At 53.8% G+C, this 23,824-nt stretch carries 28 protein-coding genes; 13 read left to right on the top strand and 15 right to left on the bottom strand.

The window, feature by feature from the left end:
• Positions 1–34: 34 nt before the first annotated feature.
• The 4 genes from hflD to rluE are packed head-to-tail and all read right to left on the bottom strand — an operon-like array spanning position 35 to position 3,040.
• A complete protein-coding gene (hflD, locus tag K5Y30_RS04345) occupies positions 35–676 on the bottom strand; it encodes a high frequency lysogenization protein HflD (RefSeq protein ID WP_222210568.1) in 642 nt (213 codons plus the stop codon).
• A 36-nt stretch (positions 677–712) separates the two neighbouring features.
• Positions 713–1,825: a tRNA 2-thiouridine(34) synthase MnmA gene (mnmA, locus tag K5Y30_RS04340; RefSeq protein ID WP_222210567.1), complete on the bottom strand. Its 1,113-nt coding sequence runs from the start codon at positions 1,823–1,825 to the stop codon at positions 713–715.
• A gap of 42 nt (positions 1,826–1,867) precedes the next feature.
• A complete protein-coding gene (locus K5Y30_RS04335) occupies positions 1,868–2,341 on the bottom strand; it encodes an NUDIX domain-containing protein (RefSeq protein WP_222210566.1) in 474 nt (157 codons plus the stop codon).
• Positions 2,342–2,371: 30 nt separating this feature from the next.
• Positions 2,372–3,040, bottom strand: coding sequence for a 23S rRNA pseudouridine(2457) synthase RluE (rluE, locus tag K5Y30_RS04330; protein WP_370634171.1), 669 nt, complete (start codon positions 3,038–3,040; stop codon positions 2,372–2,374).
• Positions 3,041–3,141: 101 nt separating this feature from the next.
• Between rluE and icd the strand changes: the two genes are divergently transcribed.
• Positions 3,142–4,392: an NADP-dependent isocitrate dehydrogenase gene (gene icd / locus K5Y30_RS04325; RefSeq protein ID WP_007891496.1), complete on the top strand. Its 1,251-nt coding sequence runs from the start codon at positions 3,142–3,144 to the stop codon at positions 4,390–4,392.
• 84 nt (positions 4,393–4,476) lie between these two features.
• Here icd and K5Y30_RS04320 read toward each other — a convergent pair whose 3' ends face one another.
• The 4 genes from K5Y30_RS04320 to K5Y30_RS04305 all read right to left on the bottom strand — a co-directional run bounded on the left by K5Y30_RS04320 (position 4,477) and on the right by K5Y30_RS04305 (position 8,702).
• Positions 4,477–5,994 (bottom strand): hypothetical protein, encoded by a 1,518-nt coding sequence (locus K5Y30_RS04320; RefSeq protein WP_222210564.1) that lies wholly within the window; start codon positions 5,992–5,994, stop codon positions 4,477–4,479.
• The gene (locus tag K5Y30_RS04315) at positions 5,988–6,914 is read right to left on the bottom strand and encodes a glycosyltransferase family 2 protein (protein WP_222181821.1); all 927 of its coding nucleotides are present in this window, start codon (positions 6,912–6,914) and stop codon (positions 5,988–5,990) included. The genes K5Y30_RS04320 and K5Y30_RS04315 overlap by 7 nt, the downstream gene beginning before the upstream one ends.
• Positions 6,911–7,270 (bottom strand): GtrA family protein, encoded by a 360-nt coding sequence (locus tag K5Y30_RS04310; RefSeq protein WP_192413622.1) that lies wholly within the window; start codon positions 7,268–7,270, stop codon positions 6,911–6,913. Before K5Y30_RS04310 ends, K5Y30_RS04315 begins: the two co-directional genes overlap by 4 nt.
• A gap of 175 nt (positions 7,271–7,445) precedes the next feature.
• Positions 7,446–8,702: a mechanosensitive ion channel family protein gene (locus K5Y30_RS04305; RefSeq protein ID WP_217546926.1), complete on the bottom strand. Its 1,257-nt coding sequence runs from the start codon at positions 8,700–8,702 to the stop codon at positions 7,446–7,448.
• Positions 8,703–8,906: 204 nt separating this feature from the next.
• On the opposite strand from K5Y30_RS04305, the gene K5Y30_RS04300 reads away from it, so the two are divergent.
• Entirely contained in the window at positions 8,907–9,104 is a 198-nt protein-coding gene (locus K5Y30_RS04300; RefSeq protein WP_176970275.1) for a DUF6404 family protein, read from the top strand.
• 52 nt (positions 9,105–9,156) lie between these two features.
• Here K5Y30_RS04300 and K5Y30_RS04295 read toward each other — a convergent pair whose 3' ends face one another.
• The 3 genes from K5Y30_RS04295 to K5Y30_RS04285 all read right to left on the bottom strand — a co-directional run bounded on the left by K5Y30_RS04295 (position 9,157) and on the right by K5Y30_RS04285 (position 10,498).
• A complete protein-coding gene (locus K5Y30_RS04295; protein WP_007891510.1) occupies positions 9,157–9,405 on the bottom strand; it encodes a CsbD family protein in 249 nt (82 codons plus the stop codon).
• Between the two features lie 150 nt (positions 9,406–9,555).
• Positions 9,556–10,107, bottom strand: a complete 552-nt coding sequence (locus K5Y30_RS04290; RefSeq protein WP_222182882.1) for a hypothetical protein — start codon at positions 10,105–10,107, stop codon at positions 9,556–9,558.
• A gap of 61 nt (positions 10,108–10,168) precedes the next feature.
• Positions 10,169–10,498, bottom strand: a complete 330-nt coding sequence (locus K5Y30_RS04285) for a hypothetical protein (protein ID WP_222181823.1) — start codon at positions 10,496–10,498, stop codon at positions 10,169–10,171.
• Between the two features lie 199 nt (positions 10,499–10,697).
• Between K5Y30_RS04285 and K5Y30_RS04280 the strand changes: the two genes are divergently transcribed.
• Entirely contained in the window at positions 10,698–10,877 is a 180-nt protein-coding gene (locus tag K5Y30_RS04280; RefSeq protein ID WP_008108187.1) for a hypothetical protein, read from the top strand.
• 129 nt (positions 10,878–11,006) lie between these two features.
• Positions 11,007–11,390, top strand: coding sequence for a hypothetical protein (locus K5Y30_RS04275; protein WP_222181824.1), 384 nt, complete (start codon positions 11,007–11,009; stop codon positions 11,388–11,390).
• Position 11,391: 1 nt separating this feature from the next.
• Here K5Y30_RS04275 and K5Y30_RS04270 read toward each other — a convergent pair whose 3' ends face one another.
• The gene (locus K5Y30_RS04270; protein WP_222181825.1) at positions 11,392–12,054 is read right to left on the bottom strand and encodes an MBL fold metallo-hydrolase; all 663 of its coding nucleotides are present in this window, start codon (positions 12,052–12,054) and stop codon (positions 11,392–11,394) included.
• Positions 12,055–12,077: 23 nt separating this feature from the next.
• Complete coding sequence (ldcA, locus tag K5Y30_RS04265) at positions 12,078–13,001, bottom strand: muramoyltetrapeptide carboxypeptidase (RefSeq protein ID WP_222210563.1); 924 nt, start codon at positions 12,999–13,001, stop codon at positions 12,078–12,080.
• A 163-nt stretch (positions 13,002–13,164) separates the two neighbouring features.
• On the opposite strand from ldcA, the gene emtA reads away from it, so the two are divergent.
• A complete protein-coding gene (gene emtA / locus K5Y30_RS04260; protein ID WP_222181827.1) occupies positions 13,165–13,794 on the top strand; it encodes a membrane-bound lytic murein transglycosylase EmtA in 630 nt (209 codons plus the stop codon).
• Positions 13,795–13,846: 52 nt separating this feature from the next.
• Here emtA and K5Y30_RS04255 read toward each other — a convergent pair whose 3' ends face one another.
• Positions 13,847–14,791, bottom strand: a complete 945-nt coding sequence (locus K5Y30_RS04255) for a sugar-binding transcriptional regulator (RefSeq protein ID WP_222210562.1) — start codon at positions 14,789–14,791, stop codon at positions 13,847–13,849.
• A gap of 183 nt (positions 14,792–14,974) precedes the next feature.
• On the opposite strand from K5Y30_RS04255, the gene K5Y30_RS04250 reads away from it, so the two are divergent.
• From K5Y30_RS04250 to K5Y30_RS04220, 7 genes are all read left to right on the top strand, one after another.
• Positions 14,975–15,916: a D-ribose ABC transporter substrate-binding protein gene (locus tag K5Y30_RS04250; protein WP_222181828.1), complete on the top strand. Its 942-nt coding sequence runs from the start codon at positions 14,975–14,977 to the stop codon at positions 15,914–15,916.
• A 13-nt stretch (positions 15,917–15,929) separates the two neighbouring features.
• Positions 15,930–16,541 carry a DUF2291 family protein gene (locus K5Y30_RS04245; RefSeq protein WP_222210561.1) on the top strand — a complete coding sequence of 204 codons (612 nt, stop codon included), beginning with the start codon at positions 15,930–15,932 and terminating at the stop codon, positions 16,539–16,541.
• Entirely contained in the window at positions 16,541–18,055 is a 1,515-nt protein-coding gene (locus K5Y30_RS04240) for a sugar ABC transporter ATP-binding protein (protein ID WP_222181830.1), read from the top strand. Before K5Y30_RS04245 ends, K5Y30_RS04240 begins: the two co-directional genes overlap by 1 nt.
• A gap of 1 nt (position 18,056) precedes the next feature.
• Complete coding sequence (locus K5Y30_RS04235; protein WP_222210560.1) at positions 18,057–19,157, top strand: ABC transporter permease; 1,101 nt, start codon at positions 18,057–18,059, stop codon at positions 19,155–19,157.
• 88 nt (positions 19,158–19,245) lie between these two features.
• The gene (locus K5Y30_RS04230) at positions 19,246–20,079 is read left to right on the top strand and encodes a transketolase (RefSeq protein WP_222181831.1); all 834 of its coding nucleotides are present in this window, start codon (positions 19,246–19,248) and stop codon (positions 20,077–20,079) included.
• Complete coding sequence (locus K5Y30_RS04225; RefSeq protein WP_101760785.1) at positions 20,072–21,016, top strand: transketolase family protein; 945 nt, start codon at positions 20,072–20,074, stop codon at positions 21,014–21,016. The genes K5Y30_RS04230 and K5Y30_RS04225 overlap by 8 nt, the downstream gene beginning before the upstream one ends.
• Before the next feature lie 2 nt (positions 21,017–21,018).
• Entirely contained in the window at positions 21,019–22,506 is a 1,488-nt protein-coding gene (locus tag K5Y30_RS04220) for an FGGY family carbohydrate kinase (RefSeq protein ID WP_222181832.1), read from the top strand.
• A gap of 128 nt (positions 22,507–22,634) precedes the next feature.
• Here K5Y30_RS04220 and K5Y30_RS04215 read toward each other — a convergent pair whose 3' ends face one another.
• Positions 22,635–23,369, bottom strand: coding sequence for a flagellar brake protein (locus tag K5Y30_RS04215; protein ID WP_101760783.1), 735 nt, complete (start codon positions 23,367–23,369; stop codon positions 22,635–22,637).
• Between the two features lie 186 nt (positions 23,370–23,555).
• On the opposite strand from K5Y30_RS04215, the gene K5Y30_RS04210 reads away from it, so the two are divergent.
• Positions 23,556–23,804 carry a GlsB/YeaQ/YmgE family stress response membrane protein gene (locus K5Y30_RS04210; RefSeq protein ID WP_008102737.1) on the top strand — a complete coding sequence of 83 codons (249 nt, stop codon included), beginning with the start codon at positions 23,556–23,558 and terminating at the stop codon, positions 23,802–23,804.
• The last annotated feature ends 20 nt before the right edge of the window (positions 23,805–23,824 follow it).

Genomic DNA, 23,824 nt, shown 5'->3' with positions numbered 1-23,824 from the left:
CCTGAATCGTTTAACAATTATGCCGGGGCGGCGCTTAATACGCCGGGCCCAGGCGGGATAAAATGGTTTTGGCTTCGCTCAGCAAGCGCTGGCGCGAGAACATCAGCTGCAGACGGCCACCGCCAACCTGCTGCCATAACACCGCAGAGCGAATGCCGGCCAGCAGCGCGGCGCGCACTTTACTCTGCACTTGTGAATTCTGTAATACCTGCGGCGAACCGGTCACCTGAATGCGCGGGCCCAGCGGGCTAATCACATCCACGTAAATACCGGCCATCGCGCTGGTGATGGTGTCCGATTCCAGTTCGTAATGCGCCAGCTGGCGGTCGAGCTGGCCGATGCGTTGTGCCAGCGTATTCATCGCGGTTTTGTTGCCGTGCAGCTTACGCTCCAGCACCATCATGCTTAAGGTGTAACGCGTCAGTTCGGCGCTGGCGCCCTGACGATTGCTGCTGTTCAGCACCGCCATCAAGGTCTCTAATCCAACTTTCACATTGGCTTCGTCGTTGCCAAACACCGCCAGCGTTGAACCGGGATTGAGATCGATCAGGCTGCGCAGCGACACATTCAGTGCCGCGTTATTGCAATGTCCCTGCTGCGCGAGCTGTTGCACCACATGGGCGGCCTGGCATACGCCCGCCAGCGCCAGCGTAATCTCATAATAGTTCTTAGCCACGCTTAACTCCTGTCATCGCGTCGGGCAGCGCCGACCTTAGGCTTCTGCCAGAGGCAGGCGTTGTTCGATAATGCCGCCGCCGAGGCACACTTCACCGAGATAGAACACGGCGGATTGGCCTGGCGTGACGGCCGCAACCGGCTCGTCAAAACGGACTTCAATACGGTCGTCGCCGTGCGGAATGATTTCACACGGAATGTCGGTCTGGCGATAGCGGGTTTTCACCGTGCAGCGCAGCGGGGCGGTAATCGGCTGGCGATCAACCCAGTGCAGCTGTTGGGCAATCAACCCCACGGACATCAGGCGCGGATGCTCGCCGCCTTGCGCCACAATCAGGCGATTGCGCGCCACATCTTTGTCGACCACATACCAGGGATCGTCGTTACTCTCTTTACGGCCGCCGATGCCCAGGCCTTTACGCTGGCCGAGCGTGTGATACATCAAGCCCTGATGTTCACCGACGATTTCGCCGTCAACGGTTTCGATTTCGCCCGGCTGCGCTGGCAGATAGCGGCCAAGGAATTCGCGGAATTTGCGCTCGCCGATAAAGCAGATGCCGGTGGAATCTTTCTTCTTCGCGGTGATCAGATCCAGCTGCTCAGCAATGCGGCGCACTTCCGGCTTATCCAGTTCGCCAACCGGAAACAGGCTTTGCGCGATCTGCTGGTGGCTGAGCGTGTAGAGGAAATAGCTCTGATCTTTGTTGCCGTCGAGGCCGCGCAGCAGGCGGCTTTGACCGTCAACATCCTGACGGCGCACATAGTGGCCGGTGGCGATGAAGTCTGCGCCGAGATCGTCCGCCGCGAATTCGAGGAAGGCTTTGAACTTGATCTCTTTGTTGCACAGGATGTCGGGATTCGGCGTGCGGCCGGCTTTGTACTCTTCCAGGAAGTGCTCGAACACGTTATCCCAGTACTCAGCGGCGAAGTTGATTTTGTGCAGTTTGATGCCGAGCTTGTCACATACGGCTTGTGCGTCAGCCAGATCATCGGCGGCGGTGCAGTACTCCTCGCCATCGTCTTCCTCCCAGTTCTTCATGAACAGGCCTTCAACCTGATAGCCCTGCTGCTGCAGTAACCAGGCGGAAACGGAAGAATCGACGCCGCCGGACATTCCGACGATCACTTTTTTCTGGCTGTTGTCAGACATGACGCACTCTTAAATTACGATAAAAACAGGCGGCGCATTCTATCATGCAGAAGCGGGGCGCGCACCCTCATGAAACGGCCACTGGAACGGCGCGACCAGATGCAGCGGATAACGTTCGCCTTGTTGCCACAGTCGCACGCTCTCTGCCACTAACGGCGAACGCAGGCGATTCGCCGTCAGAATCTGCTCTGGCGGCAGCCACCAGCAGCAATCGATGTCGCGATCGTGCGGCGAGGTGTCGACTTTTTCGGCCAGATCGAGGCCAAACAGGAAACGCACAAAAGGTGTATCGTCCGGCGCAATCCACTGCTGCACGCCGAGGAAATATTCGGGTTCGGCTTCAATGCCGGTCTCTTCAAACAGTTCACGCTGGGCGGCTTCGAGAAGAGTTTCATTGGCCTCAAGATGCCCGGCGGGCTGGTTCCAGGTAATACGACCGTGCACGCGCTCTTCAACCACCAGCAAATGTCCCTGTGCCTGCACAATACAGGCGACCGTTACATGAGGTTTAAACATCCTTCCTCCGAAATTGTTAACTAAAAGTTATTAAATGGCTGCACTGATATCGCGCCATTCACCCGGGGGCAAATCGCCTAACTGATGTTCGCCCATCGCAAAGCGAATCAGGCGCAATGTCGGAAAGCCGATGTGTGCCGTCATGCGGCGCACCTGGCGATTTCGTCCCTCAAACAGGGTGATTTTCAGCCAGCTGGTGGGAATCGCTTTGCGTTCACGAATCGGCGGCTGGCGCGGCCATAGCCACTCTGGCTCGTCCACTAACTCAATCCCTGCCGGCAAAGTGGGGCCATCGTTCAGCGTCACGCCGCTGCGTAACAGGGATAAATCTGATTCCTGCGGCGCACCTTCCACCTGCACAAAATAGACCTTTCCGGTGCGCTTGCCGGGCTGTGTCAGCGCGGCCTGCAGCGCGCCATCGTTGGTCAAAATCATCAAGCCTTCACTATCGCGATCGAGTCTGCCCGCGGCATAAACGTCGCTCACTGGCACAAAATCCTTCAGCGTGCGGCGTCCGGCTTCGTCACTGAATTGCGGCAAAACATCGAATGGTTTGTTAAAGAGTATGACGCGTATTGGGCCTTTCGGACGGGTATCGCGGCGCACGGGCTTACGTGCCGGGGCGCTTGCGCGCTTATCCCGGTGAATTCGTTGAGAAGTTTTTCGCATGGGCTTTGCAGTCGGAAACATTCGGCGCATTATAGCGCGAAACTACGGTGATTGGCGTAGCGGAAATAATCAAGTAGTATTGACCCGCATCTTACAAATCATTAACAAAAAATCGCTCGAAGGAGAGGTTGATGGAAAGCAAAGTAGTTGTTCCGGCGGAAGGTCAAAAAATCACCCTGGATCAGGGAAAACTGAATGTTCCGAATAACCCGATTATTCCTTACATTGAAGGTGACGGTATCGGCGTTGATGTTTCCCCGGTAATGTTGAAAGTGGTTGATGCCGCTGTGAAGAAAGCCTACAACGGCGAGCGAAAAATTTCCTGGATGGAAATTTATACCGGCGAAAAATCAGTAGAACTCTACGGCCAGGACGTCTGGCTGCCGCAGGAAACCCTCGATTTAATCAAAGAATATCGCGTTGCCATCAAAGGCCCGCTGACTACCCCAGTTGGTGGCGGTATTCGTTCTCTGAACGTTGCGCTGCGTCAGGAGCTGGATCTGTACGTGTGTCTGCGTCCGGTTCGCTACTACAAAGGCACGCCAAGCCCGGTTAAGCGTCCAGAAGAGACCGACATGGTGATCTTCCGTGAAAACTCAGAAGATATCTATGCCGGTATCGAGTGGAAAGCGGGCACGCCAGAAGCGGATAAAGTGATCAAGTTCCTGCGCGAAGAGATGGGCGTGAAGAAAATTCGCTTCCCTGAGCAGTGTGGTATCGGCGTTAAGCCATGCTCGGAAGAGGGCACTAAACGTCTGGTGCGCGCAGCGGTTGAATACACCATCACCAACGACCGTGATTCTCTGACACTGGTTCACAAAGGCAACATCATGAAGTTCACCGAAGGTTCTTTCAAAGACTGGGGTTACCAGTTAGTGAAAGAAGAGTTCGGCGGCGAGCTGATCGATGGCGGCCCGTGGATGAAGTTCAAGAACCCGAACACCGGTAAAGAGATCATCGTTAAAGACGTGATCGCCGACGCCTTCCTGCAGCAGATCCTGCTGCGTCCGGCGGAATACGACGTGATCGCCTGTATGAACCTGAACGGTGACTACATCTCTGATGCCCTGGCGGCACAGGTTGGCGGTATCGGTATTGCACCAGGCGCCAACATCGGTGACGAATGTGCCCTGTTCGAAGCGACGCACGGTACAGCACCGAAGTATGCAGGTCAGGATAAAGTGAACCCAGGTTCAGTGATCCTGTCAGCTGAAATGATGCTGCGTCATCTGGAGTGGTTCGAAGCGGCTGACCTGATCGTTAAAGGTGTTGAAGGCGCAATCGCTAACAAAACCGTGACCTACGATTTCGAACGTCTGATGGATGGCGCTAAACTGCTGAAATGTTCAGAGTTTGGTGACGCGATCATCAGCAACATGTAATTTGTCATTTAGGCAGAAAGCATAACGGGAGCCGATGGCTCCCGTTTTTTTGTCTGATGATTAACGATGTTGTTTCCCGTTGAATTATGGAAACACAATCCTGTGGTTATAAACCAGGATTGTCATCCCTTCGAAGGTCATCACTTCATCAGCCGCTCCTAACTGTTTGCGAATGGCGTTCACGCGGCGATTGGCTTCACTATTTTCATCTGCAGTCTCGACGGCAGGTATGGCCACAAACTGGCGCTCAGGGGACTGTTGAATAAAATCGGGTTTTAGCCAGGAACGCATTGTTTGGCGACGTGGACTGTCAGACATTATCTGAAAACTGTCCTGCCAAAGGACTGAGGTTATATGAATTTCTTCTTCAGATAACCAGTTGACATTATTAGCGAGTTGCCAATAATCGCTGTAGCCAAACATCAAATTATTCTTCTTAAGAAAGTCAATATAAGCCCGGGTTTTAGCCTCCTGATCGGCAATAGGGGCACTATATTTATAGTAAGAGTAATAAGAAGAGCAGAGGAATAAGGCGAAAACGAATGCAATAAGAGGATTACTTTTGAACGAAAAACGCAGCGTTATTACCATCATCAGAAAAATAAAGGCGTTAACAAAGAAACGAGCGCTGCCTTCATAAGGCATGTCGTAACCAATTATGAATGATGAGATGATTGCTGCAACGCTCAGGAATGAGAAAATAGCAATAAACCGCGACTGGTTTCCTTTTTTCCAGCATACGATTAAAGCATGAATAAATAAGGTTGACCAAATAAGTAATGAAACGGAATAAGCAATGTTATTATCGAAAAAAAACAAATTGAGACTGCGGCCCATTACATGAATAACCCATTCAATGTTGACAGACCATTGCGAAAATGGCACTAACTCAAATTGCTGAATAGGAATGTGCAGCCAACGCGGCACGGCATGAATCATAGTAAAAATGAATGTGATTAGATAAATTATGCTGATTTTTTTTGTGATAATTTTCTGCCATGTGAAATAGAAATGTGTCAGTAAAAGTGGAAGGAAATATGTTGCTGCAAACCACGGATCTGAAACGGCAGCAAGCAGGGATAATAAGCTGTAAAGCAGGCAGATGGCGGTCGATTGCTTTTTGAGGTTAAAAAAGCAGAGTGCAAATACAACGATGCCAAAAAAGTTAGTGGAGTAATGTGAAAAAGGATGCGCGATAAAACCGTAAATATAGCAGTAAGCGGGCAATGAGATAATGAGGATAGGGGCGAATATAAAGCTAATTTTTTTGTTAGTTACATTGACAATAACAGCAACAATGAGCGGTGTGATGAATATAAAGAACATTGTTGATAAGGTCAGCGCGAAACGCCCATCACTGGAAAGTAAGCTGAAGAAAATAAAGTTTATAGGATAAACTGTAAAGTACCAGTTATCCGGCGTTGGATACCAATCCTTAAAAACTGAAAATCCTTCAGTTAAAAAACCTCGCCATACCAGCGGGCTGTTAGCAACATCCGGCTCAAAAGGAAAGTAGCGGAAGGTTAAATACCATGAGGCTACAAAAGTGAATGCAATTAGAAGTAACCATATCATTCGCTTCATTTGTTGTGAACTTAACATTTCTTAATCCCTTTAGAGTTCTTAATTAAATATCGTGGTCTTTTCTTGGTTTCGATATATATTCTGCCGATATACTCGCCCAAAACGCCAATGCCAATTAACTGAATGCCACCCAGAAAAAGAATGGATACCAAAATTGAGGGGTAACCGGCTACGGAATTTCCCCAGATAAGCTTGTCCATAATCATCCATAAACCGTAAATAAAGGAGATGGCAGCAACGGTGAAACCGATATAGGTCCAAACTCTCAAAGGGAAGGTTGAAAAACTTGTGAAACCTTCCAGAGCTAAATTCCATAACTTCCAACCATTAAATTTGCTCTCACCGCTTTTGCGTTCGACACGTGAATACTCAACAATCGCCGTATCACCCTCAACCCAGCTCAGAAGGCCTTTCATAAATAAATTTCTTTCTTGCAGTTGTTTGATGTTTTCAACTGTCTCACGCGAGAGGAGTCTAAAATCTCCTACATTCTCCTCAATTTTAGGGTGACTGATTTTATTGTGAAGTCTGTAGAACCACTCAGCAGTTTTTCGCTTAAAATTGCTGTCACTGGTACGATCTATGCGTTTTGCCAGAACCACCTGCCATCCTTCCTGCCATTTACTGATAAGCTTTGGGATAACATCGATAGGGTCCTGAAGATCTACATCAATAGGGATTACTACATCGCCACTAGCATGTTCCAGTCCGGCGAGTAAAGCCGGCTCTTTGCCAAAATTGCGCGTAAAATTAATCGCTTTAATTGCAGGGTCATTATCGGCGAGAGCACTGATGACTTTTTCCGTTGAATCTTTACTACCATCATTGATAAAGAGAATTTCAATATCAAATTCTGTGAGTTTTTCTCTCACTTCCCGATAAAATACCGGTATTGCGTCTTCTTCATTGAAGACGGGAACGACCAGGGAAATTTTCATTTTTTCACCTTAAAAACAATAAAGTTTGAATAGATGAAGCCGAATACCAGGCTTATTATTGAAAATGAAATAAGCGTAATAATCGGATTAATATGCGTATGATCGGCGAAACTGCCAATGCCTGCGGCCATCATGCCCATAAAGGCCACGAAGATGACATAGCGAAAAGTTGTCGCTTCGGCTTTAAACGTCCAGCGTGCATTGGCAAAAAATGAAAATGTTACCGCGACAATGAAAGCCAACAGATTAGCCAGCCATTGGCGGGTATTAAGACAATACAGGGCTGCAAACACCATCCAATGAATCAGGGTGTTAATGATGCCAACTGATAAAAAACGTGAGAATAATTTCAACATAGTGAAATATTAGCCATGACGACATCATTATTTGCAAAATAGATGCGAATTTTACATGCAGGGGTACAATAAATAAAGTTGAAAAATCAGCGTCTTCACCGATATGCCATAAGCTCAGGCTATTCACTCATCATCAGAAAAAAACGGAAGCTAATCGCTTCCGTTTTTTTATGCATTAATCGACTTGCTGCTCATTGTGTTTAGCGATTTGAGCACGCTCCTGCGACAGCCGCCAGAAATCGCTGCCGCCCGGTTGCTGATACATCCGCAGCGAGAAGTGACCGACAATCGCGTAAATATACTCAAAAATGGCCGACTGCGAATCCTCGTAATCCACCCACAGCACTGACGAGGTGAAGCAATAAACCTCGACCGGCAAGCCCTCTGGCGAAGGCTTCATGGCGCGCACCACGATATACATATCTTTCTTGATATCGTCGCGCTGCGAAAGCCACGCTGTAAGGTATTTACGAAACACCGTCAGATTGGTGATGCCGTTTTCTGCAAACCAGCGTTCGCCCACCGCATTGCTGTCGCGGCCATCCATCAGCGCCGAGAGTTGCTCACTGACACCGCGGATTTGGCTCATCTGCTGCACCATCTCGTGATCGAGAAAACGTATCGACATCTGATCGAGATGGAAACTGCGCATAATACGGCGCGCGCCGGAGGAGAACATCGCCTGCCAGTTGGTGTAGGTTTCGGTGAGGAAGTTTTTGGTGGGGATGCGCGACAGCGTATTGTCCCAGTTGCGAATAGTGATGGTATGCAGCGCGATATCGATCACTTCGCCGCTGATGCCGTTATCCGGCATCTCAATCCAGTCGCCGAGTTGCAGCACATCGTTCGATGACACCTGAATATTCGCCACCAGCGACATTAGCGTGTGCTGGAACACCAACATCAATACCGCCGCTACCGCACCCAAACTGGAGATAATAATCACCGGCGATTTATTCGACATAATCGCCAGAATCATGATCGCCGAAATAATGTGCACCAGAATCTTGCCGACCTGGATATAACCCTTGATCGAATGATTTTTGCGTTTGGCTTTTTTCGAATAGGAGTTATTAACGATCTCCAGCACTTCGGTAAAGAACAGCGATAAATAGACGAAGAACAGAATGCCGCAGATGGTCTTTATCGCGATCAGCAGATGCTCCGGTAAATCCGGCATAAACTGCAGCAGATAATAGACCGTGATCACCGGGATAAAGTTAGAGAGCTTCTCCGACAGCCTGACGTCCTTATCCAGCGGCACCTGATTTTTGTGCGTGCTGAAGAACACCTTTCTGACCACCTTAACGATGAAGAATTTACAGATCAGATGGGCGATCATGCCGGCAAACATCAATAACACCAGGCTAAAAGCGGCCGACAGCACCGTGTTGCCCTCAATAAAACTTTGTATCTTGCTTAAATAATTCATTTCAACCACATGCCGGACAGTGTTGGCGGGAATTCAAACATAAACGCGCCGATGGCGATATGCGACGCGTGCGCAATATTCTACATCATCGTTGGTTTACATTCCCTTTCGCAGAATTTTGAATCAGTTAACATTTACGTATTGATGGCAGTGTGTATCAGAGACTAAACCGCTATCTTCAGCGCTTACGTTTGAGGAGGTGGTATGCAAGGTGTAATCAAGTTCGTCAAAGGCTGGCTGCTGTTTTCCCTGTTGTGGGGCATTTTTATGTGGTTTGTTTCGTGGCAGGCGCAGGGCAAAGAAATCGGCATGGTGATCGTGATGAGTTTATACGCGGGATTAATTTATCAGGCGTTGATGACCATGGTCGCGCGCTATAAGGCGCGGCGTTCGCAGGCTTGATGCTGTAAAAGAACAACCAACAACGGGGCCAACACGGCCCCGTTATGACGGATTACTTACGTCCGAGCAGAAAACCGACAATTACACCAATGCTGGCTGCAACTGCCAGGCCGGTCGCGGGATTATCGCGCACCGATTTCACCACACAATCCGCTGCATCCTGAACCGCATAGCTGGCCTGAGCCGGATAACGACGCGCCGCACCTTTGGCTTGCTGACGGCGTGAACCGGTGAATTCGCCAAATTTTTCCTGAACGGCACCTGCCGCTTCATTCAATTTTGCTTCCGCTTTGTCACTCATAATTACTCCCTGATCGTGGTGAATGTCCTGTAAAGCGTAGTCAGAGAAACTGCAGGCAGCAAATGACGCAGCGGTAAAGGTTGTAACAGCAGTTTGCAGTACGCGAAAATTCTGCGCGCAGCAGAAAGGCGGGAGCGTGTATATCTGGTCTTATGACTTACCGCGATAAGCCGGATACCAGCTGACCAAAAAGTGGCGCAGATGATCAAAACACCATTCGGCATCGTCGGCCTGCTGGCAGTAATAGCGCAAAGTCACTTTTTCGTAGCGCATGTGGCGCTGCTGCAGCGGTGACCAACCCCAATCAAGCACGGCGCGCGCGTAATTGATCAGCGTGCCGCTCTGCATGTTGTGCTGCTTCTCCTGGCGGCTGAGGTAGATTTCAAACGCCTGATCGAGGCTTTGTGTCTCTTCCGTATTGGAGCCTGCCACCGTCGGACGAAATGCCACATCGATAAATCCGCACACGCCATCGTCACGCTGCTGCCAGTCGCAGGCCAGCGTCATAAACAAGCCATCCTGCAGATTCACTTCTTCCAGCAGACGCCGCATATTTTCAGAATTTTTACCGGCGGTGATCTCATCAATGCGATCGGTTTCCAGCGTCAGGTCGAATCCACAGGGATTCACCGAGCCATCCGCATTGGTGCTGGCCGGGAAGGGGAAATCGATATAGCCGTTGTTATCCAGACTCTTTTCCATCATGCAGGTCCGCAGCGTGAGATGGGCAGACAATAAACCATCTCACGCTGCGACGCACGGCTTATGGGCACGTCCAGGTAATCATGGTGTTCTGATAAGGATTGATCAGGCGGAACTGTTTATCAGAGAGACGTTGCGCGTAGAAGCCTTCAGCGGTGATGGAGGATGGCACGTACTGAAAGCGATCGGTGGAATGCAGCGTGCCGCTTTGCACCTTCACGCCATCGCGCGATACGGCGAAGGCGCTCACCAAATCAAAGATCCGCGCCTGCGTGTTGCCCATCGATTGTCCATAAATCGTCGACACTTCGCCCGGACAGTCGACACCTTTCGGTGCGGAACTGCAGCCAGCTAACAGTAAAAGGGTGAGTACAACCGTAATTCGCCACATGAGCACCTGCTTCATTCCCTGGTTTGCAATGGCACGCCTATGCGTACTGATAAGTGGATCATAGCAGGTCTGACGCTGCTTCCCATTTGTCATTTGTATAATCGTTAAGCGGAAGGAATGTAAAGGGGTGACTTTACTAGCAGATAAACGGTATTCTTGCCAGCGTTGCGCACCAGGTAAGCAAAACAAGGGTAAATTAATGAAAGAAGAAGAAGCGAGTTTAATGATTCTTCAGCACGCGATCGACAAATTAGAAGCCGACAAAAAGAAGCAGGTAATGAACTGCGTAGCGGCCATTCAGGAAGTGATGCAGCGTTTTGAAGCCGAAGAGGCCGGGCTGGCATTGATGTTAGTCGCGGCGCAAGTGGCCGCTGAGTAGTTCCTGCTCTCGCACAATCTCGCCACGTATGATGTACCAGGCTTTGCTGCTGTTAGATAACGTTCATGGAATGCAGTAGCAAAGCCAATCACTCCACGAAATCATCATTTAACCTCAGCGGAGAACCCAATGAAGGCGATAGTTATGGCCGTTGGCATGCTGGCTTGTCAGATAGCGCCCGCCTGGAGCGAAACCGAATATCAAATCACTTGTCCCGGCCGTCCCACCATGACGGTATCGCGTGCCGAATATGGTTTGAGCACCTTAATGTGGCCGACGCGTCACTTCCAAATTGCTGCCGGGCAGCAGCGCACCAGCCTGAAAGGCGGCGACAAAGTTGCCATCACCCGTTTTCGTAATGGCGATCAGTTAATCGTGAACAAAAAGAACGATGAAACGTTCTTCGTCTACGCCAACAGCAACAAGCTCTTGCCGTGCAGCCGCACCGATAAGCGCGATGCGCAGATTCTGTCGCTGGAACGCTACGACGACAGCGCGCGTCCAAACTCGTGATTTAAATCAGTTGCCGCTGGCGCAGATCCAGCGGTGACTGCTCCGCCTCATCAATAGCTGCCAGCCAGCTCTGCAAATTCACCTTAGCCCACGAAAGATGTCCGCGCGTGGTGCTCATCAACACCACATCGGGACGTAACGAGCGATACAGCTCCAGCGACTGCTGCAGTTCAGTGGGATTGCTTTCTGGCATCAGCACGCTGATCCAGCGGTTGTAATCGCGAGTCAGCGTATCGCCAACAAAAAGATAAGTTTGGCCGAGCGGCGAGTGATAGAGATAGCTGCTGCTGCCGGGCGTATGTCCGGGCGTCGGCAGCAGGTGAAAATCGCCGAAGTGCGTCTCTTGCTGAGTGAAAGTTTCATCGGGCTCAATCACCAAACTGACCGGCCCGAGCGAACGACTGTGGCAATAGAGCGCGCTATTAAAGCGCTGCTGAATGGCGATCGCTCCCGGCGCGGCTTCGTGCCAGTGAGTTAAATAGTGGCGAATGACGCCGCCGGCATCGTTGAGGAACTCATGATCGAGCGGATGCTCCACGCGGCCAATCAATAAATTGCCGCGTGGGTGGCACAGCATAAAGCCATGCATCATTAAGTCACTCGCCGTCTCTTCGGCGGGGAATTCTGGCGTGGAGATCCACAAATCGTCGTACAGTGGCTTCATTGTCGGTCTCCTGCGGCAACACGTTAGCGCAATGTCGGGTGGCCGGTGAAGGCGAACTGTGCTTCTCCATTCTCGATCTGCAACGTGGCGCTAGCGCCCAGCGGCAGCGTCACGGTATCGGCATCGTGTCCAAAAGCCAGATCGCTAATCACGGGAATCTGAAACTCGTCACGAATGCGCTGCCATACGGTGGCAAAATCAAAACCGTTGTCATACGCCGACAGCGATGTGCTGGTAAAGCTGCCGGTAATAATCGCTTGCTGGCGCGACAAAATGCCACTCTGCTGCAGCTGAATCAGCATGCGCTCGATACGGAACGGATGTTCGTTCACATCTTCGATCACCAGAATCCCGCCTTCAATTTGCGGCATCCACGGCGTACCAATCAGCGAGCAAATCATCGCTAAATTGCCGCCCCATAAAGTGCCTTGCCAGCGGCCGTGATCCGGGCTGGTGCTGCGCCAGCTTAGATTGACTGTAGGTGATGTCAGCGTTTGCCAAAAGTGCGATTCGGTAAAATCAGATAATGCCTCGGCGCCGAAGTTACCCGCCAGCATCGGCCCGCTGAAGGTGATCAGCCCGATTTGCGCCAGTAACGCCAGCTGCAGCGCGGTGAAATCGCTGTGGCCGCACAGCGCTACTGGTTGATTGAGCAATCGACGTTGCAGGCCAACGTAATCGATCTTATCAAGCAAACGTGAAGCGCCGTAGCCGCCACGCACCGCCAGCACGATATCAGGCAGCGGCTCCAGCGTGGCCAGCGCATTGATATCATTCAGCCGCTGCGCATCATCGCCGGCAAAGCGTTGAAAGCGGCGGGTGATCGCCGATAGATTGTCAAGATGATGGCCAGCAGCCTGTAAACGACTCACCGCGCGCTGGGCGGCGTCCTGATTGTGGCAATAACCGGAAGGGGCGATGAGACGTAGCGTGCGGGGAGTAACCATAACTTCCATCCTGCTGTAGAGTGGCCTGCTGATGATGACGAAATGCGTTATCGAAGTCACGGTAGCATAAGGTTTTTTACCGATTTAGGATAAACGGTAATTTTGCATCGCGCTGCGCCAGGTATGATAGCTTGCGCCAACCCTATTGCGGAACCAAAAATCAGTGAAAATTCGCCTACTTATGCTTTCTGCACTGCTGCTTGCTGGCTGTTCCAGCGAGCCGGAAAAACCGGCACTGCCCGAGAAGAATACGCCGTTAACTCAGGCACCGCCGTCGAAAGTAAATGATGCATGGTCAATGTTTACCGAAGATGCCGCCAGTCATTATGGCGTTGATGAGAAGTTAATCAGCGCCATTATTAGTGTCGAATCCGGAGGCAATCCCACCGTGGTGAGCCGTTCCAATGCGGTTGGTCTGATGCAAATTAAGGCCTCGACCGCGGGCCGCGAAGTCTATCGCACCCAGGGCCGTCATGGTCAGCCATCCTCGTCCGAGTTGCGCGATCCGGCCAAGAACATCGATATTGGCGCGGCTTACCTGAAAATTCTGCAGGATTCCGCCTTAGCCGGAATTCGCGATCCGCTGACGCTGCGTTACGCCACCATTGTCTCCTACGCCAACGGTGCCGGTGCCTTGCTGCGTACCTTCTCGCGTGACCGCGAGCGTGCAATTGCGATGATTAACGCCATGACGCCGGACGAGTTTTACCAGCACGTACAGAATAAGCATCCGGCGGCGCAGGCCCCGCGTTATTTATGGAAAGTCACCACCGCCTACCGTACCATCGGTTGATGCTGTACACCTATCTGTTGCGGCGCGATTTATGACGCAATGAATTGCGCCGCTACACCAACAATCGCGCCGTCGGATAATCCACAATCAACACCTGCACATAACCGCCGCGCAACGCCCCGCGAATCGCCTGCGCTTTCTCTTTGCCGCCCGCTAACGCCACCACCTGCGGACAGCGTTTTACCTGCGCCAACTCCATACCAATTACCGGATCTTCCTCTGCGCTCAGCACCGGTTGACCGTCGGCATCGAAATAGTGCAGGCAGATATCGCCCACCGCGCCGCGTTCAGCCAGCGTTTGCAGCATCTCACCGTCGTAATAGTTGCCGGAATTACGCAGCAGGGCGGACGGCTCGAGATCGCCGATGCCGACAATCGCCAGGTCCACCTGATCAAACTTTTCCAGTACCACCGCGACATCGGGATTAACCGATAAACGCTGGCGATCCTGCACCGAATGCTCAATCGACTGCGACGGCAGCAGCCACGCCGGGCAATCCAGCAGCGCGGCAAGATTCTGCGTCAGAATCGTGGCCTGCACATTGCCGTTGGCGCCCACGCCGCCCAGCAGCTGAATCACCCCTTTGCACGGTGCGCTAAGCGGATGTAGCGCATCCACCATGGCACGAATCGTGCCGCTCCAGGATGAAATGCCAATCAGCTCATCGGCACGCACCCGCGTTTCCAGATAATGCGCGGCGGCGGAGCCGATCGCCTGTTTGATCTGCAATGCGGAAGCCTGATCCGGCACATCCACCACAATCACCTGTGGCAGTTGATAGAGCTGCTCAATGGCTTTTTCCAGCTCAGGGAACACATTGGCCGGCGGCACCACGCTGATCTTCACTACACCTTCTTTCACGCTGCGATTAAGGATGCGCGACACAAAAGATTGCGACAGCTTCAACAGCTGCGCAATGTCGGACTGCTTCCTGCCTTCCACATAATAAAGCGTGGCGATCTTCACCATCAGCCGCTGTTCATCCTGTTTTGCCATGGTTTTTTCTCTCTCTTAACCTGCCTGGTATTGTTAATCAGCCTGTCATAAATAACAACGCAGAACATTTTGTGATCGTTTTCGCTTTTTGAGGATCGGGCAATGGACGTGCTCAGAAAGCCAGCGCATAGTCATTATGCATATAAAATCGCAATTGAATATATATTCAATCGGAGATAACAAATGAAAGCCTCTGTCCTCAAAGTCTCTCTACTTGCTTCAATCATGATGATCTCGGCGGCGTCGCTGGCGGCGGATAAGGGGTTGCTGGCCATCATTACGCCATCGCATGACAACCCGTTCTTTAAAGCTGAAGCCGACGGCGCACAAGAGAAAGCCAAAGCGCTCGGTTACACCACGCTGGTGGCTTCACACGATGATGACGTTAATAAGCAAAATCAGCTGATTGAAACCGCCATCGCGCGCAAAGCCAAAGCCATCATCCTTGATAACGCCGGTGCGGATGCCACGGTTGGCCCGGTGCAAAAAGCGAAAGATGCCGGCATTCCTACCTTCCTCATCGACCGCGAAATCAACAAAACCGGCATCGCCGTGGCGCAAATCGTCTCCAACAACTATCAGGGCGCACAGCTCGGTGCCGAGAAGTTTGCCAAGCTGCTGAACGGCAAAGGGGATTACGTCGAGCTGCTGGGAAAAGAGTCAGATACCAATGCGGGCGTACGTTCGCAGGGTTATCACGACGTGCTGGATGATTATCCCGATTTGAAAATGGTGGCGCAGCAAAGTGCCAACTGGAGCCAGACTGAAGCCTTCAGCCGCATGGAAACCATTCTGCAGAAGAACCCCAACATCGTCGGCGTGATCTCCGGTAACGACACCATGGCGCTGGGTGCGGAAGCGGCGCTGAAAGCGGCGGGCAAAACCAATGTGATTGTGGTCGGCTTCGACGGCAGCGATTACACCCGCGACTCCATCATCAATAAAGGCAACATCAAAGCCACCGTGCTGCAGCCGGGCTGGGATCAGGCGCAGATGGCCGTCGAGCAGGTGGATTACTATCTGAAAAACGGCAAAGCGCAGAAAGAGGAGAAGCAGCTGATGGATTGCGTGCTGATTGACGACAGCAACGCCGCGAAGCTGAAAACCTTCAAGCTGGCGCAATAAGATGGAGGTCGGCATGAAGGGGAAAGCGCTGAGCGGCATGCTGGTGGCGCTGCTGACGCTGATGTTAGCCGCCTGCACCGTGGTGGATCTCGATGCCAACGGCAAACCCATCATGCCGAAAGATCCCAACGCCAAACCGGGCTACAGCGATCAGACGCCGCAGCAGATTGCGGAGTCAAGCTGGGCCAGCCGCGTGCAGCAGCCCGCCGAGAAGCAGGCGCTGAGCTGGGCGGATATGGAAACCAAAAGCCACACCGTCAAAGCGGGCGGCAGCGAAAGCGTGTTTGTGCGCGCGGCAGGCACGGTGACGGCGTTTGACAACAGCAACGAGCGGGAACGCAGCCTCACCATGACCATCAACGGCAAGCCGGTAAAAGTGTTGATTGGTCCGGTGCTGCGCGGCAACGCCATTCGCGATGCGGCCGGTTTCCGCTTCGAAGAGTTCACCAATCAGGTGCAGTACGCGCAGCTCACCAAAGCACTCAATCGCCACGCGGTGAAACAGCTGCCCGCGGTGGATGCCAGCTGGGTGGGCAAACCGGCGCAGGCGCTGCTGGCCGTCAGCATGGGCGCGGGCACGGTGGATGAGGTGGTTGCGGTGCAGCTGCAGCAGGGGAATCCATAATGAGCGACGAGATCATTCTGCAAGCCAATCAGATGTCGATGCTGTTCCCCGGCACCTTAGCGCTGGATCGTGTGGATTACCGCGTGTGGCGCGGCAAAGTCAACGTCATCATCGGCGAAAACGGCGCAGGCAAATCGACGCTGATGAAGATTCTCGCCGGGGTGCAGCAGCCGACCAGCGGTGAGATGTTCCTGAACGGTAACAAAGTGGCGTTTCACAGCACGCGAGACGCCGCGCGTCACGGCATCGGCATGGTGCATCAGGAACTCAATCTGTTTGAGAACCTCAGCGTAGCGGAGAATATTTTCCTCGGCCGGGAAATCCAAAGCGGCATTCGGCCCATCAATGAAGCCGAGCAGAAACGCCGCACCGCCGCGCTGATGCAGCGCCTCGATCAGCCAATTTCACCGGATGAGAAGGTCGGCAGCCTGAAGGTTGGCCAGCAGCAATTGGTGGAGATCGCCAAAGCGCTGGCGGAGGACGCCGACATTCTGATCCTCGACGAACCGACCTCAGCGCTGAGCAAAACTGAAGTGGAGATCCTGTTTCGGGTGATCCGCGAACTGACGCGTCAGGGCGTCTCCATCATCTATATCTCGCATCGGCTCGAGGAGCTGATGGCGATTGGTGATGTGATCACCATTCTGCGCGACGGGCGTTTTCAGGCCGAAGCGCAGGTCAGCGATATCGACGTGCCGTGGATCGTGCGCGAAATGCTGGGCAGTGAACCGGTCGGCACGTTCCTGCCGCCGGATCGCCAGTTCGGTGCGCCGGTGCTGGAAGCCGAACACATCACCTGCGTCAGCCCAAACGGCAACACGCTGGTGGATGATGTCAGTTTTCAGGTGCGTTCCGGAGAGATCGTCGGCATTTACGGGTTGATGGGCGCGGGGCGCACCGAACTGTTTGAGTGTTTGCTTGGCACGCAGCGTAACTATCTCGGCAAGCTGTGGCTCGACAGCAAACCGCTGCCGACGCGTCTGCCGACCGCTGAACGCATTCGTATGGGCATGAGTCTGGTGCCGGAGGATCGTAAACGCTCGGGCATTTTTCCCATCTCATCGGTGGCGAGTAATCTCACCATCGCCAGCCTGTGGCGGCGTCTGTCGCATCGCACCGTGATTTCAGAGCAGGCGGAACGCGAAGTGGTGACCCGCACCGTCGGCAATCTGGCAATCAAAATCTCCTCGCCGGATGTCGCCATTAGCGCACTGAGCGGCGGCAATCAGCAAAAGGTGGTGATTGGCCGATCGCTGCTGACCAATCCGCGCTTGCTGCTGCTGGATGAACCGAGTCGCGGCATCGACGTCGGTGCCAAAGGCGAAGTGTTCCGCATGATGGTGAAGCTGTCGGAGCAGGGCATTGCGGTGGTGTTCTCCACCTCGGATTTGAAAGAGATCATGGCCGTTGCCGATCGCATCCTTGTGATGTCCGGCGGCAAATTGACTGCTGACCTGCCGCGCGCTGAAGCGGAAGAGGCGGCGCTGGTTAAAGCAAGCGCACAAGGATTCTGATATGAAAAACAATGGCGCGCTCGCATCGCCTGTCAAAGCGTTCAACTCACGCGAAAGCCTGATTCTGCTGCTGCTCAAACTGCGCACCTTTATTGCGCTGTTTCTGATTGTCGGCTTCTTCGCGATCACGGTGCCCGATTTCCTCGCGGTGGGCAGCATGGTGATCATGGTGAAACACATCGCCATTAACGCCTTCCTCGCGCTCGGCATCACTTTTGTCATTATCACTGCGGGCATCGATCTCTCCATCGGCGCCACGCTCGGCCTGTGCGGCATGATCGCCGGCTGGCTGATCACCAAAGGCATTGTGTTGCCGATGTTTGGCATCGCCATCTTCCCCAGCGTGTGGCTGATCGTGCCGATTGTGTTGCTGATTGGCGGGCTGATTGGCGCGGTCAATGGCTGGATCATTACCCGCTATAACGTGGCTCCGTTCATCTGCACGCTCGGCACCATGTACATCCTGCGCGGCACGGCGATGCTCACCTCGGGCGGCGAAACCTTCCCCGGTTTGCAGGGCAATGAAATGCTGGGGAATACTGGATTCGACAAGATTGGCGCCGGCTATTTCCTTGGCTTGCCGTGGGCCATCTGGATGATGGTGCTGCTGGCGCTGGTGATTGCCTACGTGGCGCGCCGCCTGCCGTTTGGCCGTCAGGTTTACGCGATTGGCGATAACGAACGCGCCGCTGAACTCTCGGGCGTGAAAGTGAAGTCGGTGAAAATCTGGGTCTATGCCATCTCCGGTTTTTGCGCGGCAATTGCTGGCATCGTGGTCTCGTCGCAGTTGGTGGCCAGCCATCCGGCGAACGGAACCTCCTTTGAAATGAACGCGATTGCCGCAGTGGTGCTGGGCGGTACCTCGCTGGCGGGTGGACGCGGCACCATTCTTGGCACGCTGATTGGTGCCTTTGTGATCGGCTTCCTCGCCGACGGTTTGATCATGATGGGTGTGAGCGAGTTCTGGCAAATGGTGATCAAAGGCATCGTGATTATCGTGGCGGTGATCATCGACCAAATGCAGAGCCGCATGCAGCAGAAAGCGGCGGTGGTGGCGCAGAAAGCGCTGATTGAGGAGGGCGGCAGCCCGGCAAAAAGTTAATCGGTTGGGTGCAGGCGCTGATTGTCTGCACCTTTTTTTCTCCATCACGAATAAATATTCATCCATGCTTTAAAATTCAGAGGTGTCTATGAATCCTTTCAAATACTCGGTAGCGGATCTGGCAGCGAAAGCGCGCGCCGTGCGCCGCCGCATCATTCAGCTTAATGCGGGCAGCCCGGCGGGCGGGCATACCGGTGCCGATCTCTCGCAGGTTGAGATCCTCACCGCGCTCTATTTCCGCATCCTTAACTGCGCGCCAGATCGCACCAACGATCCGCAGCGCGACATTTACATCCAGTCGAAAGGCCATGCGGTGGGCGGTTATTACTGCGTGCTGGCAGAAGCCGGTTATTTCCCCACCGAATGGCTGCCGACTTATCAGCATTCCGATTCGCATCTGCCGGGCCATCCGGTGCGACAAAAAACGCCGGGCGTTGAGCTGAACACCGGCGCGCTGGGCCACGGTTTACCGGTGGCGGTCGGCATTGCGCTGGCGGCGAAGAAAGATGACAGCGACCGCCGCATTTTTGTCGTCACCGGCGACGGTGAGCTGGCGGAGGGCAGCAACTGGGAAGCGGCGCTGGTGGCGGCGCATTACGGCCTCGATAACCTGGTGATCATCAATGACAAGAACAAGCTGCAGCTGGCGGGCCATACGCGCGACATCATGAACACCGATCCGCTGCCGGAAAAATGGCGCGCCTTTGGTCTGGATGTGAGCGAGTGCAACGGCAATGACATGGCGGCGGTGGTGGACGCCATCGAAAACCTGCCGCGCAACAGCGGCAAGCCGCAGGTGATTGTGGCGCATACCGAAAAAGGCTTCGGCATCTCCTTTATTCAGGGCAAACCGGAGTGGCATCACCGCGTGCCGAAAGGGGAAGAGATTGAGTTGGCACTGGAGGAGTTGAAAGATGAGTAATGCAAAACACCTGGCGACGGTAATGGTCGAGGCATTTATTGATGCGGTTAATCGCGGCGTCGATTTAGTGCCGGTGGTGGCCGATTCCACCTCAACCGCCAAAATTGCGCCCTTTATCAAAGCATTCCCCGATCGCCTGATCAACGTGGGTATCGCGGAGCAAACGCTGGTGGGCACCGCCGCCGGTCTGGCAATTGGCGGCAAAGTGGCCGTGACCTGCAACGCCGCGCCGTTCCTGGTTTCCCGCGCCAATGAGCAGGTTAAAGTCGACGTCTGCTACAACAACACCAACGTTAAACTGTTTGGCCTGAATGCCGGTGCCAGCTACGGCCCGCTGGCCAGCACCCATCACAGCATCGACGACATTGCAGTGATGCGCGGCTTCGGCAACATCGAAATCTATGCGCCATCCTGCCCGCTGGAGTGCCGCCAGATTATTGAGTATGCGCTGGCGCATGTCGGGCCGGTGTATATCCGTCTGGACGGTAAAGATCTGCCGCAGCTGCACGATGAAAACTATCAATTCCGTCCTGGCCAAATCGACGTGTTACGTGAAGGTCATGACATTGTGCTGGTGGCGATGGGCTCGACGGTTCACGAGGTGGTTCACGCCGCCGAGCAACTGCATGAGCAAGGCATTACAGCAGGTGTGATCAGCATTCCATCGATTCGACCTTGTGATACCCAACAGCTGCGCGAGCTGTTAAATCACTATCCAGCGGTCATTACCGTGGAAGAACACAACGTCAACGGCGGCGTCGGCAGCCTGGTGGCGGAAGTGCTGGCGGAAGGCGGCTGTGGCATCCCGCTGCTGCGTTTGGGCATCCCCGACGGCGAATACGCGATTGCTGGCGATCGCGCCTCCACCCGTGCCCGACATGGCATTGATGCCGCCAGCGTGGTGAAGAGTGCAGCGCGCATCTGTGCAGGAGCGTAAAGATGGCAGGTTCGTTGATACTGGCAATTGATGAAGGCACCACCAACGCTAAAGCGATTGCGGTTGATCGTGCCGGCAATGTGGTGGCGCGCGGCAGTCAGCCGCTGACGCTGGAGCATCCGCAGCCGGGTTTGGCGGAGCAGGATCCGCTGGCGATTTGGCAGGCGGTGAAACAGGCGGTGAGCGCTTGTCTGGCGCAGTGTGCGGGGGCGCACGTCGCGGCGGTGGCGATCAGCAACCAGCGCGAATCGGTACTGATCTGGCAACGACATAACGGTCAGCCACTGACGCCGCTCGTCAGCTGGCAGGATCGCCGCTCGGAGGCATTTTGCCGCGATCTGCGCGTGGCGGGTAAAGCCCCGCGCATCACCGGACTCACCGGATTAGCGGTCGATCCGATGTTTCCAGCCGGTAAACTTACCGGCATGCTTGCTGCGTTGCCGAATGGATTCGCGCGCGCCCAGGCCGGTGAACTCTGTATCGGCACCGTGGACAGCTGGCTGAGCTGGCAGCTGAGCGGCGGCGAAAGCTTCGTCACCGATCATGCCAATGCGGCGCGTACCCAGCTCTACAACCTGCACAGCGGCGACTGGGACGATGAACTGCTGACGCTGTTCCACATTCCCCGTGCGGCGCTGCCGCAGATTGTGCCCTCGGCCAGCGCGCAAGGCGTGGTGACGCGTAACGATATTGCCGGTTTAGCGCCCGGCACGCCGATTTTATCGCGCATCGGCGATTCACACGCCGCGCTGCAAGCGCAGCGCAACGGCAGCGAAGAGGTGGTCAAAGCCACTTACGGCACCGGTTCATCACTGATGATGTCGATGGCGACGCCGCTGCTGACGGAAAATGGTCTCAGCACCACGGTGGCGTGGCACGACGGCACGCTGCGCTATGCCTTTGAGGGCAACATTACCCACACCGGTTCCGGCGCGGCGTGGCTGGGCCGCATGCTGGGCATTCATGATCCGCGAGAACTCACTGCGCTGGCGCAGCGCAGCGAGCATAATCAGGGCATCTATTTTGTGCCGGCGCTCTCTGGTCTTGGTGCGCCCTGGTGGGATTTGAAAGCGCGCGGCATGGTGTGTGGCTTGACCGATGCGGCGACGCCGGAGGTGCTGGCGCGCGTGGCGCTGGAGTCGATCACCTTCCAGATCGCCGATGTGTTTTTTGCCATGGAGCAGGCCAGCGGCGTGCAACTTCCTGCGCTGTGCGTGGATGGCAGCGCCACGGAAAATAGCTGGTTGATGCAGATGCAGGCCGATGTATTGCAGCGGCCACTGAAACGCGTGCCGACGGCAGAAGTTTCCGCGTTGGGCGTCGCATTATTAGCGGGCCGCACTCTGGGCTGGTGGCAGCAGGGCAGTGAGATGCAGGCGTTACAGGGCGGTAGCGTGATTATGCCGCGTGAGGATCAGGCGAAAAGCATGCAGGAGAATTATCACGGCTGGCTGGATGCGGTGGCACGTTGCCGTTATCAGCCGCATTGATTATCGTTATATAAATCGCGCACGCTTCGTAGCGGCGCGATTTATCGCGCTTTTTAGACGTGTATCTCATGCCAAATAGCGCAATAAATTGTGCCGCTACGATGTTGTACGGTGATAAACGTCCAGCGCTACTGGAAACGGTTGGCTTTATCACGCGCCAGACGTTCCAGCGCAAAAATCACCTGCTGCAGCTGGCGTTCCTGAATCGGTTCGATGGCGGTAAAGCGGAAGCTAAGGCGCGGTGTGGCGCGAGTTTCATTCTTGCTGGTCACTACGGTGCGTTCACCAATGTGCAGCAGCTGTGCTGTCACCTCAAAATGACCATACTCAGCTAAATCCACGCGCAGGTTTTTAAAGGTATCGCCGCGATTGAGGCCTTCCGGTAGCGCTTCGTCCAGCAGCACGCCGACGCCGCCCAGTGACAGATCCTGCAGGCGGAAGCGCGCGGTACGCCCATCAGGCCACTGGCTGTGGCAATAAAAAACCGGTTCCAGCGGCGCATTGACGCGAAAGAATTCACGACGTTGAATCTGCCACACCAGTTCCGGTAGCGACGCAGCAAAAGCGGGTAAGCCTTCGAATTCAACACGCTGTAAACCGGTTAAGCCAAATTCGACTTTGGCACCGTGCGTTTCGGCGGCAATATTCACTTCGCCACCTTGCAGCGCTAAATCGTTATCCAGCGCGTTGCTGCCGAGGTCAAAGATCACCTGATCTTCATCGGCTGACAGCAAGCGACTGATAAACTGACCGCGCGAAAAATTCACCATCAACGGGGTTTGAAAACGCAACAGGTCCTTCATCACGCCCAAAACCGCTAACGTGCCTCGCTTGAGGTATTGTTCTTTATCGGCTTCTCCCACGTCCTGCTCCACTTATCCGATTGTTATTTTCACGACTGACAATGCTGTTCGTCAGTTATCGGCGTCGCTGCGCTAACCTTTAGTCAGCTAACGGCTATTTACGGCGGCAAGTTGGGATGCAGATCATAAAATCCCGTCTATACTAGAGGCGGTGAACACATTGATTAATAACGTAAGGAGCAGTACATGGGTATTCTTTCATGGATTATTTTTGGTCTGATTGCCGGGATTATCGCTAAGTGGATTATGCCGGGTAAAGATGGCGGCGGCTTTATCATCACTGTAGTTCTGGGTGTGGTGGGTGCGGTTGTCGGTGGCTGGATCAGTACCCTGTTTGGTTTCGGTAAAGTTGACGGTTTCAACTTTGGCAGCTTCGTGGTGGCAGTGATTGGTGCCATTGTGGTGCTGTGGATCTACCGTAAAGTACGAAGTTAACAGCATAGAGATTTGATGAA

Source organism: Pantoea sp. DY-5, from assembly GCF_019795955.1.
GTDB lineage: Bacteria > Pseudomonadota > Gammaproteobacteria > Enterobacterales > Enterobacteriaceae > Pantoea > Pantoea leporis.
Note: the sequence above shows the minus strand (reverse complement) of the source record. Positions and strands in the feature narration are given on the sequence as shown.